The organism is Fictibacillus barbaricus, from assembly GCF_031457135.1.
GTDB classification, from domain to species: Bacteria; Bacillota; Bacilli; order Bacillales; family Fictibacillaceae; genus Fictibacillus; species Fictibacillus barbaricus_A.
Genome location: NZ_JAVDWA010000005.1, coordinates 155,395 through 170,241, shown reverse-complemented (window position 1 = coordinate 170,241; position 14,847 = coordinate 155,395). Strand labels below are relative to the sequence as shown.

The 14,847-nt window shown below is 39.1% G+C and carries 9 protein-coding genes; 6 read left to right on the top strand and 3 right to left on the bottom strand.

Annotation, left to right across the window (positions count from 1 at the left end):
• Window positions 1–183: 183 nt before the first annotated feature.
• Window positions 184–1,677 (bottom strand): peptide MFS transporter, encoded by a 1,494-nt coding sequence (locus J2X07_RS14770; protein WP_310260276.1) that lies wholly within the window; start codon window positions 1,675–1,677, stop codon window positions 184–186.
• A gap of 311 nt (window positions 1,678–1,988) precedes the next feature.
• Between J2X07_RS14770 and rlmN the strand changes: the two genes are divergently transcribed.
• The 3 genes from rlmN (at window position 1,989) to J2X07_RS14755 (ending at window position 6,268) form a co-directional block, all read left to right on the top strand.
• Window positions 1,989–3,068 carry a 23S rRNA (adenine(2503)-C(2))-methyltransferase RlmN gene (rlmN, locus tag J2X07_RS14765; protein WP_310260273.1) on the top strand — a complete coding sequence of 360 codons (1,080 nt, stop codon included), beginning with the start codon at window positions 1,989–1,991 and terminating at the stop codon, window positions 3,066–3,068.
• A 667-nt stretch (window positions 3,069–3,735) separates the two neighbouring features.
• Entirely contained in the window at window positions 3,736–5,694 is a 1,959-nt protein-coding gene (locus J2X07_RS14760; RefSeq protein ID WP_310260270.1) for an endonuclease MutS2, read from the top strand.
• 25 nt (window positions 5,695–5,719) lie between these two features.
• Complete coding sequence (locus J2X07_RS14755) at window positions 5,720–6,268, top strand: GNAT family N-acetyltransferase (protein WP_310260268.1); 549 nt, start codon at window positions 5,720–5,722, stop codon at window positions 6,266–6,268.
• 33 nt (window positions 6,269–6,301) lie between these two features.
• Here the strand turns inward: J2X07_RS14755 and J2X07_RS14750 are convergent, their stop codons facing one another.
• Window positions 6,302–8,191 carry a PhoX family protein gene (locus J2X07_RS14750; RefSeq protein ID WP_310260265.1) on the bottom strand — a complete coding sequence of 630 codons (1,890 nt, stop codon included), beginning with the start codon at window positions 8,189–8,191 and terminating at the stop codon, window positions 6,302–6,304.
• Between the two features lie 157 nt (window positions 8,192–8,348).
• Window positions 8,349–9,917 (bottom strand): glycosyl hydrolase family 28-related protein, encoded by a 1,569-nt coding sequence (locus J2X07_RS14745; RefSeq protein ID WP_310260263.1) that lies wholly within the window; start codon window positions 9,915–9,917, stop codon window positions 8,349–8,351.
• 368 nt (window positions 9,918–10,285) lie between these two features.
• On the opposite strand from J2X07_RS14745, the gene J2X07_RS14740 reads away from it, so the two are divergent.
• The 3 genes from J2X07_RS14740 (at window position 10,286) to J2X07_RS14730 (ending at window position 14,726) form a co-directional block, all read left to right on the top strand.
• A complete protein-coding gene (locus tag J2X07_RS14740) occupies window positions 10,286–11,470 on the top strand; it encodes a ParM/StbA family protein (RefSeq protein ID WP_310260260.1) in 1,185 nt (394 codons plus the stop codon).
• A gap of 16 nt (window positions 11,471–11,486) precedes the next feature.
• A complete protein-coding gene (locus J2X07_RS14735; protein ID WP_310260257.1) occupies window positions 11,487–12,053 on the top strand; it encodes a hypothetical protein in 567 nt (188 codons plus the stop codon).
• A gap of 624 nt (window positions 12,054–12,677) precedes the next feature.
• Window positions 12,678–14,726 (top strand): catalase, encoded by a 2,049-nt coding sequence (locus J2X07_RS14730; protein ID WP_310260254.1) that lies wholly within the window; start codon window positions 12,678–12,680, stop codon window positions 14,724–14,726.
• The last annotated feature ends 121 nt before the right edge of the window (window positions 14,727–14,847 follow it).

Below are 14,847 nucleotides of genomic sequence, written 5' to 3'. Positions count from 1 at the left end.
ATATTTAAAAGCTTCGTGAATGTTAATCTCACGAAAAATCGGATTAATCTCGCGGATTTTTTGATATACTCGCGAGTCGGCACTGTTTGACATGAACCGAACAAAATCTGAAGCGCGATCACCTAATCAAAGCACAAAAAAACCACTGACATATGCATGCCAGTGGTTTTAGTCTGTATGTGATTAACGAATCCCTTTCATAGCCCCTTGAATCTTTGGAGCAAGTACGAAAAGAATTAAACTAAGTGCGATTGCTGCTCCACCAATTGACCCGAAATAAGTCATTTCGTTAGCTGGCGTGTAGAATCGAACAAGCTGTGCGTTTAGTGCCTGTGCACCTGCACTTGCTAAGAACCATAAGCTCATTGTTTGTGCAGAGAAAGCTGCCGGAGCAAGCTTCGTTGTAGCTGAAAGTCCTACTGGTGATATTAATAGTTCACCGATAACTACGATGAAGTAGCTAAGGACAAGCCATAATGGATTAACAAGTGTGTTATCTCCGCCAAAATAAGCTGGCAGTAGAATAACTAGGAATGAAAATCCTGCAAATAGCAAGCTTAGTGCGAATTTCTTTGGAATCGTCGGCTGACGGTTTCCAAGCTTAACCCAGATCCAAGCGAATACTGGAGCTAAAGTAATAATGAATAACGGGTTCAACGATTGGAACCAAGCAGGTGAAATATGCATTCCTGCAAAATCTAATTGTGTACGTTTGTCCGCATAAGAAGCAAGAATAGTTGATCCTTGTTCTTGAATGGCCCAGAACATAACAGCAGCAATGAACAATGGAATATAAGCGATTACTCGTGAGCGCTCAGTTGCTGTTGTTTTCGGACTGCGGTACATAACAACAAAATAAATCGTTGGAATCAAGATACCGAAAATACCTACAAGATTAACAAAAACATCTAATGTGAAAATACCAGCTGGAATTGTATAAGCTAAAATAGCACCTAATACTACTATAGCAATACCAACGATTGTTCCAACTTTTTTCTTTTCAGCTGGAGATAATGGGTTAGGCACATAAGTACCAGCAAGTCCTAGATTCTTTTTACGAGTAAGGACGAAAACGGTTAGTCCTAAAAGCATACCTACTGCTGCAATACCAAACCCTAAATGGAAGCTGTATTTCATTCCTACAGTTCCAACTACTAGAGGAGAAAGGAAAGCACCAAGGTTGATACCCATGTAGAAAATACTGAAACCGGCATCGCGGCGATTATCTTCTGGGCTGTACATATCACCTACAACGCTTGAAACGTTAGGTTTTAACATACCAGTACCAAGAACGATCAGTACCATTGAAGCAAACAGCATCGTTACACTTCCTGGGAAGGAAAGCACGATATGACCAAACATAATCAAAATACCGCCATAAAAGAGCGATTTCGATGTACCAAAAACTCTATCAGCTAACCAGCCGCCAATAACACCAGACATATATACAAGTGATCCATAAATAGACATGATTGCTAATGCGGTTTGTTCATCAAGACCTAAACCACCTTTTGAAACTTTATAGTACATGTAATAAATAAGGATGGCTCTCATTCCGTAATAAGAAAAGCGCTCCCAAAACTCTGTAAAGAAAAGAGTGAACAAACCTTTAGGGTGACCAAAGAACCCTTTTTGAGGTACACTATCCACAATTTTCTGTCTATTTTGCGTTGACATACCAACTACCTCCTTCATTCTTTAAACATAATACTTTGAAATATTTAATATTGTCAAAAGTTTTTGGCTTATTTATTATTACAGGTTATTATTTATTCGTAAATGGTAAACGCATCCAATATGGGTATAATGTCTTAGAAACAAGATAAAAATACATTAAAAAAGTACGGGAAATTCGACAAAAACTGCACATTTCTCTAAAGAAAAGGTACTATTTAAGAAAATTTAAAAAATTTTATGATATGTTGTGAGAAAGCAAAGTTTTAAGTAGTATAGAGAGGTACCAAAAGGGTTTGAAAGAAGGTTTTAAAATGATGAAACATTCCATATATGGATTAACATTTGAGCAATTAACAGCATGGCTGCTGGAGCGTGGACATAAAAAATTTCGTGCAACCCAAGTTTGGGAGCTGCTATATAGAAAGCGTGTAACTCGTTTTTCTGAAATGACCGAAGTCAATCAAGATTGTGTGGCGTTATTAGAAGAGAATTTTGTGATACAGACTCTTACAGAGCATGTTAAACAAGAAGCATCAGATGGAACAGTCAAGTTTCTGTTTAAATTGCAGGACGGCAACTTGATCGAGACGGTATTGATGAAACATAAGTACGGTTTATCTGTTTGTGTAACTACTCAAGTCGGCTGTAATATCGGCTGCAGTTTTTGTGCAAGTGGACTATTAAAGAAAACCCGTGATCTATCAAGCGGTGAAATCGTAGAGCAAATTATGAACGTCCAGCATCATCTCGATCAAAAAGGCGAGGGCGAAAAGGTAAGTCATATCGTTGTCATGGGAATTGGAGAACCTTTTGACAACTTCGAGAATATGAATAACTTTTTAAATATCATGGTCGATGCAAAAGGTCTTGCGATCGGAACCAAGCATATTACCGTATCGACAAGCGGAATCGTAGATAAAATCTATGAGTTTGCGGACATTTCACAAAGAGTGAACCTTGCTATTTCATTACATGCGCCTAATAATGAACTGCGCACGCAGATTATGAAGATCAACCGTGCTTTTCCACTCGAACAATTGATGGATGCTATGCGCTACTATATTGAGAAAACCAATCGAAGAATCACGATTGAATATATTTTGCTAAAAGATGTGAATGATCATGTGGAAGAAGCGATTCAATTAGGTGCTCTTTTTGCAGATATAAAAAATCGGGTCTATATCAACCTGATTCCTTACAATCCAGTAGATGAACATAGCCAGTATCAAAGAAGCACACAGGAAACGGTTCTAGCGTTTTACGATACGCTTAAGAAACAGGGAATCAACTGTAAGATCCGTCAAGAACACGGAACAGACATTGACGCAGCATGCGGCCAGTTAAGAAGCAAACAAATTAAGAAAGACAAAGAAATATCCATAAACTCATAAAGAAAAGACCGATTTAGCCGATCGGTCTTTTCTTTATGGCTTTTTTCTAAAGAATTGTTACTTCTACGGTTTTTTTAATTTGACTCCAATGACAGATTGATTGGAGTGTAAGGTGCGAGACTCCTACGGGATCAGCGGGACAGGTAAGACACTTAAAGGTGCGAAGCGCCAATGTGGCTTACCGCACGCCCCGTGGAAAGCGAGCATCCTGTAACGGAAATTAACCACTTTCAAAACCTTTTAATTGACAATTGTAAAAATAATACATATGATGAAAGTAATCAATGGAAAGGATGGTGTGTTTGTGAGCGTGAGCGTTCTTAACTAAACCAAATTGGATAAAGGCAAATCAAAAGAAAAATGACACGGTTAACCGTTTATTTGTCGTGCTCTTTTGCTGCCACCATTAGTTAAGAACAGCGGTCAGAATACAAGCCATCATATTCATCTCCCTTGATGCTGCCGGACTCTTCTTAAGAGCCGTTTTTTTATGCATTTTTTCAGGGTGAAGTCTATCTACGGGGCGGAAATGACATGTTCATTTCCGTCCTTTTTTTATTGGCTAGTTCCTGGCCTCTGTTAGAGGAGGGATCGATATCGAGTAAGTCAGCCTATTCTAACTTAAAGCCGTATGACAGGAATTTATAATAAAATGGAGGTTTAACCCTTGAATATACAAACGATTAACATGCTTGAATATAACAAAATTAAAGAAATTCTCAGCACTTACGCAATCAATCAAATTACTAGGGATCGATTTATCGAACTTTTACCATCCAATCAGCCTTCGATTATTGAAACGTGGCTGCTGGAAACGACTGAAGCGGTAAATATTCTGGAAAAAAGCTCGAGTGTGCCTATAGCAAATTTGAATGGGCTGGAGCAGATTCTGAAGATACCACCAAAGGGATTGAATTTATCACCTGATCAGCTCACCCTCTTGCTCGGCTTACTGGAGAATGTCAGCAAGATGCAGCGTTTTATGAAGGATAAAGCAATTGTAGCTCCAAACATCGTGAGCTATGTCTATTCAATGTTCGATCTTACCGACTTAAAAGATGAAATTTACCGGTGTATTCGAAATGGTAAAGTGGATGACCACGCAAGTAAATCTCTTTCAAAGATTCGTAAAAAGATAGCCGTCGCCGAGGAAAGAATAAAATCTAAGCTTGAAAGTATGCTTAAGTCAGCTGCTTACCGGGATATGATGCAAGATCAGATGATATCCATGCGGGACGGACGATATGTCATCCCTGTTAAAAGTAAATTCAAACGCAATATTGACGGTCAGATTCTGGACAGTTCATCAAGTGGTGCAACTGTTTATATTGAACCGAATGATGTCAGGAAACTGCAAACCGAGATCAATATACTAAAAGCAGAAGAAGAGATCGAGATCTCTCAAGTGCTAAGTATCCTTACAGGCATGGTGGCTGGATACGAACGAGAGATAAGTATTACGATGGAAGCGATGAGCCATTACGATTTTATTTTTACAAAAGCTAAGTACAGCAGGTCAATGAATGGGAAAACAGTGAAAATAAACGCCGAGAACCGTACCGATATCAAAAATGGAAGACACCCACTGCTGGGGGACAACGGGATACCCTTAACATTTAGCTTAGGTAAGACCTATCAAGCGTTGGTCATTACCGGACCGAATACAGGAGGAAAAACAGTTGCGATTAAAACAGTCGGACTTTTAACGCTCATGGTTCAATCAGGATTGCATGTCCCGGTTGATGAAGGAAGTGAATTTGCAGTTTTCAGGCAAGTATTTGTTGATATTGGAGATGGTCAAAGTATTGAACAATCATTAAGCACCTTTTCTTCGCATATGACAAATATTATATCCATCCTGAAGCAAGCGGGTCCTCAAGATCTTGTTATTTTAGATGAACTTGGAGCGGGTACAGATCCAGCAGAAGGGATGGGCCTTGCTGTTTCCATTTTGGAGAAGCTCTACAGCCAAGGAGCAATGATTCTTGCGACAACCCACTTTAGTGAAATTAAGGAGTTTGCCGACAGCACCGCTGGATTTGAAAATGGGTCTATGGAGTTTGATTTGGACACATTGCATCCGTTATACCGGTTAACAATCGGAAAAGCAGGAAGCAGCCAGGCGTTCTCGATAGCTATGAAACTGGGGATGGAAGACGATTTGATTCAGAGAGCCAGAATGATTACCTATCATAAAAACAAGAGTTATCAACATGTGGATAACAAAGAAACGATAATTTTATCCACAAACGAAATGGATAACTTAAGCATGCTGCGCGAAAAAGCGAAATCTAAAATAAAAAAGCCGCACATGAAGCCAGAACAAGTAAAAGTACATCAAGATGAGTTATTCAAGATCGGAGACAGAGTTTTTGTGACAAGTTTAAAAACTGCAGGTATCATCCAGGAGGCAGAGAATAAACAAGGTGAGTATGGCGTATTTGTAAATGACCAGCTCCACTTCGTGCATAAGAAGCGGCTAAAACTGCACATTGAAGGTAAGATGCTTTATCCGGATAACTATGACATGGATATTGTGTTTGAAACGAAAGAGAACCGAAAGAAAAATAAATGGATGACAAAGCGGCATGTTGAAGGACTTTCGATAGAACGGGATATGGAGTAAAAAAAATCAGTCAGGAGGATCTGCATTGGAAAATAATAATATCTCAATCAAAATTTTACGTGTGGATGATCTTACTCCTGACTTTCTTAAAACATTTCATCGTTTTCAGGAGACGACACGAGTTTTGTATGTAACCAGCCATAACACCCTTGAACAAAAAGAAGACCATTTTATCGATCTTTGGGACGATGAGAAAAAACAGCAGGTTATAGAATCATTAAAACAATGCATCGAAGCAAATGGCAGGGTTGTAGGAGCTTATGAAAACGGGCTGCTAATTGGTTTTGCCAACATAGAGGGATTACTGTTCGGTTCTGAAAAAGAGTATTCTGAACTTCCCTATATCCATGTGTCAAATGATAAAAGAGGCTCGGGTATTGGTAGGATGCTGCTTGAACGCTGTTGTGAGGAAGCGAGAAAACTCGGCGCTCACAAGCTGTACATTGCCGCACATCCATCGATTGAAACACAGCAATTTTATCAACGGTTAGGATGTACATTGGCAACTGAAATTAATCCTGATATCCTTGCTAAAGAACCGCTGGACATACAATTAGAGAAGGAATTGTATTAAAAAAGGTGCCCTGTGGAGGGGCACCTTTTTGTATTATTTTCCTGCTTTTTCTCCAGGAAGGCCGTCTATATAACCAACCCCGCCTGTTTCCATGATCCCGATTTTCTTTTTCATCTCTTCTTCAAGCTGTTTTTTATCAACGGCTGTAATTTCTTTTTCACTGATATCTTCACCTGGATGCTGATAGTTGCTTAGTAAATAACGAGAATCCTTCACGTTATCAACCGCACGTAATCCTGTAGCTTCTGCACCTACTGGAACAGAAAGAATACGTGAAAGCTTCTTAGTCTCTAGGTTATATGCCCAGACAAAGTTGTTTGTGTGCATGTTACTGTCTTCACCGATAAAGAGTGTGTTTAAGTCTTTTGAATAGCTAAGATTATCCGGATTTGCTACTTTGTTTGGATTTGCAGTGTTTCCTAATGAATCTGCTTTTGCAAGGTCTTCACCAACAACGAGTCCGTGCATATTGGAAGGAACATACTTACTGAAAATAAAGTTCCCGTTTTTGTCTTTTTGATGTCCGCCTAAGTTCAGCTCATACGTGACACCTGATTTGCGTTTTGGCAGCTGAATGTCGTCTTGAACACTGCCTTCTTGTTTTTCCATGCTTTTTTCCTGATAAGAGATTGCCATATAAGCTTTCTTGTCGTCTTTGTTAACCGTAAGACCTTCCATCTTGTTAAATTCAGATGTGGCACCTAAAATCGCCCCATAACGGCGTGATTCTAAGAATGCTGCTGCTGTGTCCATACCAGGTTTTACTTTTAAATATTCTACATTCTTGCTTGCGTTTGTTTTTACAGCAGTGAAACCTTCAGTTGGCTGATCAGCTGTTTCAAAAATGTCGCTGAATTTGATTCCGCTATTAATAATTGTTTCAACTTCTTTGTCTAGTGCATGTCCGAGTTTGATCCATTTTAAGTCACCAGAACCGCCGTTTTCAGTTCCTTTTTGATCAAATTTAGCAGCATAAAGTGTACCAGAAGAAAAGTCTTCTTTTTTATCTGCTACATACATGAACATCATTGTATTTCCGCCATCATCACCGAAAATAGCCGTCTTGCGGTCAGGAAGAACTTGCATCATTTCGTGAGAGAAACGCCCTGTGCTGTAATGTTTCTCAACGGATGGCTGTCCTTCTTTTGAGATTGAAATCTCCGGGATATAGCCATAATAATAAGGGTTGGCTTTTGATTGATCTTTAAAATAGTAATTAGCATAGTTCGTTACTGCTTTGTATGAATCAGAATTCTTATCTTGTTCAAATGCTCTTGCATCAGGTTCGTATTCTTCAGATCCCATATGTGTTCCCCATTCAGTAGTAGAACCGTTACAAGGCGTCCAAAGTCCGTTTACGTTCGCAAAATCGATCTTTTTCGAGTTGTTTACAGTAAGTTTTCCTGTTTTTTCATCACGATCTAGCTGTGTAAGTGTCATAGATGCGGGAAGTCCCTCGATCTCTTCTCCAGCATTGTTTTGAGACTCATATTCATAGTGTGAAACCATGTAAGTCTTATTTCCGATCTGTATTAAGCTGTTTGAATCTGGTGCATCTGATATAAAGTAAGATGGTTTATCAGGCACACTATTGTCGACAATCGGATCTCCATTTACATCGATTGGAGTTCCGGCAGGGATCTTTTCGCCTTTATTATCAACAATCTTATCTTTTGAAAGAAAAAGCTGGTTATAATTAAGCGGTTTTTCTTTTACAGAACCGTCTTTATACGTAACTTTTACTTTTGATTCTGTATAGGTTTTAATCATATCTTCAATTTTATTTGGTGCTTTCATCGAAGAAAATTCAACTTTTTCGATTTGTTTTCCTTTATCATCAGCCCCTGAGTGAGCAAATGCTGTTAATGAAAATGAAGAAATTAATGCTAAAGATAAACCAACTGCGACTTTTCTTTTCATCATCAAACCTCCTAAAATTATCGTACGCTTCTATATAAACATCTTACTTTTAAGCTAGTGTTAATTTCAGGAGAGAATTATTGAGGGTTAGTAAATTTAACATTACTTTTCTTTAACAATAAAAAAAGTGAACCTTAAACAGTTCACTCTCATTAACTCATTAAGTGTATAGGGGAGCAGTTATTTCGTGGTTGATATGATCAACGACAGCATTTTCAACATTAGATCCAATTTCAAGTGGGGGAGAAGGCAGGCAGGAATCAACATTTTGAATCACCACATCATCTGCACGCTGATTTCCACCATATACTTTAATAGCTGGGCCGGTATTGTGAAAATCCTTTACAGTTATGTTATATAAAGAAACATTTCTTGCCCGGTATTGGATAGCAATCAGCGGGTTTTTTTGAAAATCATAAGTAGGATCACCTATTAATATGAACCGATTGACCAATACATTTTTATAACCAGATACAACCATTCCACGTGGGGCGGAACCTTGATAGAGGTCAGTAGTTACAGGCGCAACAGCAACAATGTTTGTTGCCGTAATGTGATAAGCGGTTTTTGACTCAGGGTCAATGTCTTTGTGATGCCCGATGTGACGGAAATTATAAGCACGATTATCGTTTACGGATAGATGCCCGACAATATGGACATTTGCTGCTGCAGAGGCTGTATGATGGGCTTTTATTTCAATTCCGCCAAAACAGCGGGTAGAGGAATTGTTTAACAGCCAAACATTTTGTGATCCATCGTCAATTTCAAAACCATTTGAGTTAGAGAACCCTTTTTGGTGCGATCTGCCACTCGGATCACACATATGGGAATTTGATATAAAAATATAGTCACTGTGGTGGGTAGTAACACCATCGTCACCAAAGCCATATCCCGTAAGGTTGTCTAGCCATATATACTTGCTTCCTCTTCGTGATCGAGTTCCATCACCTAGGTACGTATAGATGGAGGATGAAACATCAAAGCAGTGAAGTCCAGGATTGATTCCTTCTACCCCTTTTACCCATCCAAAAGTGACGTTTGCGAATGTAAGACAGCTGGATCGATTATTACCCGAACTCGTTTTCTGTATATCTCCCAGGCGCTCTATATTCCAATCTAAACTCATGTTTTCAACAAGTATATTCCTGTTGCCGCGTGTATGATTTTTGTTTGTGAGCAGCCATTGCGCAACTGGAGCACCATCGTGAAGTTTTAAAGTCGTTACTCCTTTTCCTTCCCCTATTATGCAAGTATAGGAGGGCAATTTAAGTCCTTTAACAAGGTAGGTTCCTTTTGGAACATATACAACCACTCTTCCTTTTCCTATCGCTTTCTCAAATGCTTTCGTATCATCTGTTATACCATCTCCTATAGCACCAAATTCTGCTATGTTTACTTCTCTTTGAATGGTTTTAAACAGTTTTTTATACTCCTCATCCAAAAGATTCTTCCATTCGGGATACACTTCATTATTTGAATTGATCGAAAGCTGTGTAGAATTCACTTCAAAATAATTTGCTCTCTTCACTAAAAATCGTTTTAAAGTGAATGATAGCCATTCCTTCAATGACCATGAGCTATTTTTCGTGATCGATAATTTTTTAGAGCTTTCTATGAAAAGCTGTTCTGTTTCATGAACGATTTCCTTAAGTGATATTTTGTTTGTGAGTAAATCTTCTATGATTTTGCTGTTCTTTTTTGGATCATGATTTTTATTTAAATGAATCATTTTTTCACCTCAACTTAACTAATTGATGTGTTTAACATTAAATCTTTCCCTTTTCACTAAAATATAATCTGTAAATTACAGAGAGTAGGGGAGGGGGATTGGGAAATAAATGGGTTGCAAACAAATATGTTTACATGTTTACGAAAATGTTTACAATTGTTTGCAATAAAGTTTACAAGTTTGCAAATGCGTTTACATATTGGTATGAAAGGGATTGTGGAGATTTTGCCGTGATGTTTACACCTTTGTTTGCAAGTTTACAATTTTGTTAAAACGAAAGAAAAGCATTGTTTAATCTTTCATTTGCCTCTACTCTATTAATATAGTGGAAAACCATAAACTATAAAACAAAGAAGGGATGCATGCTCATGAGTAAATCAAGAATTGCAGCCGTAGATGTTGGGAACGATTCATTAAAAGGGATTTTTGGAAAATTAGAAAACGAACTAAACATACCAAATGTCATTGCGCGAGATATTGAAGACCGTCCAGTAATCGGCATTGAGGAGTTAGACAGCAAAGATCCGTTAGAAGGCATACATATTAAAGTACACTCCCCTGCCCTCAAGGAAAATAACGCAATTTACCGAGTTGGAGAACTTGCTACAAAAAGTGACAACTCCACTGAACTTGATCCAGGCAGCAGCAAGTCTGAAGAAGATCAAACGCTAATCATGCTATTTACAGCATTAGCGCTTGATGCCGTAAAAGAAGAGAATGCGGAAATCTTCCCTAAGAAAAACAACGTAATCGATTCAAGCTATGTACTTGGTACTGGTCTTCCGCTTCGTGAAGTCAAGGAAGGAAAGGATGCAGGTTACCGTTCTAAGCTATTAGGATCGGTACACCAAGTAGAATTCCTTGTAACACCGAAGTATCAAGGAATTAAAGTAAACATTAAGTTCGAGGAAGTGAAAGTATATCCTGAGGGCTTTGCAGCGTTTATTAATCTTGTCATGGATAATGACTTGAAAATCACAAATAAAGATTTGATTGATAAGCAAGTTCTTATTCAAGATATCGGAGGTCTTTCTACGGATATCGCGGTAATTCGCAATCGTAATGTTGATGACGATAAAGCACAAGGCTTTAACCTTGGCGTGTCTGAAGCGCTTGAACAAATTAGAGAAGAAATTCGCTCTAAGCATGGCGTAGAATTAGACAGCCGTCTTGATGTAGTAGACATCGTAACGAAGAAAACAAACCGCAATCACATTATGGTGCGCGGTAGCCGTACGAGTGTTCATGATATTACAGACCGTATTTTGGTAGATTTAGCTAAGAAACAATACAGATTGCTTCGAAATGTTTGGGCAAAAAACTCTCAAACAGAGATCTGCTACTTTGTCGGCGGCGGTTCTGCTCTCTTAAAGGATTACATTAAAACGTTGAACAATAATCTAGATGGTTACAATATCGACTTCTTTGAAGACGAAAAAGAAAGCATCTGGATGATGGCAAATGCTTATTACAAACTAATTTCCGATCACCTAAAGAGAACAACTAAAGATGAAAAAGTTGAGGATAAAGAGAAAAAAGCTGTTAAAGCTTAATAAATAAGGTGATGAAATGGATAAAAAGGCTGCAAACGAAATTACGAGAGGGAAAACAATCGCATTTCGTATTCCTTCCGACACACCTGACCATGTCATAAAGCAGCTCCAAAAATTGAAAGAAACAGAAAGAAGAAATTTCTCCAGCAAAATATCAGAATATGTCATGCAGGGAGTCGGGCAATCTCTTCATAAAGAAAGAGAGACGATTACGATCCCTCTTCCAAAACAGCTTAGCAAGATACAACGAGATTGGCTAAAGCATGAACATTCTGAAGCACTGCTGGGCAGTATTATATATCAGCTGATCACAAACCCAGTTCGGACAGCCTCATTGCTTACGTCATTAAACAGCAATGCAACTGATATTGATCAAGCGCTTTATCTGCAAGAAGAGATGGACCATTCTTCAGAACCGAGCTTTAATCAGCCGGTTGAAACAAATGATGCGCTTGATGATGATTTAAGCGAGTTTGACTGGAATCAAGTTAAACACGAAGAAACGGCAGCTGATTCAGAAGAACTTGAAGAACGAGAAATGGAAGATTTGCTAGGAGATTTTCTGGCACATATGAATAAGTAACGATAAAAAGCCGGGAGAAATCCTGGCTTTTTTTATTTTGTCGAATAAACGCGATTCGTGGCTATTTTATGCAAAAGTGTGGGATGAAGGCTAAAAAGTGTGGAATGAAAGTAAAAATGTGTGGAATTCAAACGAAAATGTGTGGGTATATTGCATATAGTTCCTAAGTTGTTGGAAGTCGAAGGCAACAGATAAAAAACCATCTTCTATTTTTGTTTAAACAAGGCTCTTTTCTAAAAAAAATGTTGCTATTCAGGGATTTTCGTAAAATTTTTTATTGAAAAGTTAATTGGAGCGAAAGGGCGAGACTCCTGCAGGATCAGTGGGACAGGTGAGACCAATCATGGCGCGCAGCGTGCCAGCCACTTGGAAATTCTCCTTGCAAGGCATGCGACGAGGAAGCATGCCTAGATTGATTTGCTTGTAGACACAGGAGCAGAGATACTTCCTCGAATACCGCACACCCTGCGGAAAGCGAGCAACCTGGAACAGAAATCAACTACTTTCAAAAGCAACAAAGCTTACGAAAATAACCTTAAATAAAGATTTTTGTTTGCTCTATCTTTCAGTAGGGAACGGTATAAGTGGTATATTTTGCACACAACCTACAAGGAGGAAGATGGAATGGCCGAAAAAAACAATGCAGACGGAAATCGTAAAGATGAACAGCTGGAGCAATTTCGTGCAGAGGATGCAGGGAAAAAGCTGACGACAAATCAGGGACTAAAGGTTTCTGAAGATGAGTTCTCCTTAAAAGCCGGTGAACGCGGACCGACATTGATGGAAGATTTCCATTTTCGCGAAAAAATGACACACTTTGATCATGAGCGTATTCCAGAGCGAATCGTGCATGCAAGAGGATTTGCAGCTCATGGCGAGTTTGAATTATATGAGAGTTTAAAAGATTTTACGAAAGCAGATTTTTTACAGGACACGTCTAAAAAGACACCTACTTTTGTACGTTTTTCAACGGTTGCAGGTTCGAGAGGGTCTGCTGAAACGGTTCGTGATGCACGTGGTTTCGCTACTAAGTTTTATACTGATGAGGGCAACTACGATTTAGTAGGGAACAACATCCCCGTCTTTTTTATACAAGATGCAATTAAGTTTCCGGATTTGGTTCATGCTCTTAAACCAGAGCCCCATAATGAAATGCCGCAAGCTGCAAGTGCGCATGATACGTTTTGGGATTTTGTAGCAAACAATCAGGAATCAGCACATATGGTCATGTGGGCGATGTCAGACAGGGCCATTCCAAGAAGTTTCCGCATGATGGAAGGTTTTGGTGTTCATACATTCCGTCTCGTTAACGACGAAGGCAAAGCGCATTTTGTTAAGTTTCATTGGAAGCCGGTTCTAGGCACACATTCATTAGTATGGGATGAAGCGCAAAAAATCTCAGGTAAAGATCCTGATTTTCATCGTCGGGATTTATGGGAATCGATTGATAAAGGTGATTATCCTGAATATGAATTAGGTCTTCAGCTGATTGCAGAAGAAGATGAATTTAAATTTGATTTTGATATTTTGGACCCTACGAAACTATGGCCGGAAGAAGACGTTCCGGTAAAAATTGTTGGGAAGATGACACTAAATCGCAATGTAGATAACGTTTTTGCCGAAACAGAGCAAGTAGCGTTCCATCCTGGACATGTAGTGCCAGGAATTGATTTTTCGAATGATCCGTTACTGCAAGGACGTTTATTTTCATATACGGACACACAGCTATCTCGACTCGGCGGGCCTAATTTTCATGAACTGCCAATCAACCGACCAGTATGTCCATTCCATAATAATCAGCGTGATGGCATCTCTCGTCAAACCATTAATAAAGGTCAAGTGAGCTATCATAAAAATTCTCTAGCGGCTAATACTCCTGCCCCAGCATCAGAGGAAGAGGGGGGATATGTACACTATCAAGAGAAGGTAGAAGGTCGCAAAGTGCGCAGCAGAAGTGAAAGCTTTAAAGACCATTTCTCTCAGGCTACTCTTTTTTGGAACAGTATGAGCGAGCCAGAGAAGCAGCATTTGAAAGATGCATTCAGCTTTGAATTAGGAAAAGTTAAAAACAAATCCGTTCAGCAGCAGGTTGTAGACATGTTCGAAAACGTGAGCTTAGAACTAGCTGCAGCCTTTGCAGAAGCGATCGATGCCACTCCGCCGAAAGGTCTGGGATCTAACGTGGAGAAATCATCTCCAGCTCTTAGTCAATTAAACACAGTGAAAAAACCGAATACACGCAAAGTCGGTGTAATTGTCGGACAAAATGTTGATGGAGAAGCCACGGTTGTTCTGAATACCCTGAAAGAAGAAGGGATTAAAACAGAGCTGATCAGCGACAAGCTAGGCAAAAGAGAAACATCAGACGGTACTGAGCATGAAGTGATGCATACGTTCCTTACCGCATCTTCCGTACTTTTTGATGCTATCTATTTAGTTGGTGATCGTGATGTGAGCAGCAAATTCAAACAAGACGCTTTATATTTTGTTAAGGAGGCTTTTTCACATTACAAGCCGATCGGCGGCACACACGAAGGATTAACATGGCTGAAAGAAGCAGAACTGCTTGATAATCCAGGAGTTGTGAGCGGTGATAATATGAAGCAATTCGCTAAAGATTTCACTGAAGCCATTTCAGCTCACCGTCATTGGGATCGACAAGTGAATTTATAATAGGAAGAGGATCTGGTTTAAAAGTGTTCGTCACTTTTGAATCAGATCTTTTTTGATTTTATAGCAACAGAAAAAAAAGAACATGTATAACCGCGAAAACTTCAAAAATAAAAGCCCCTTG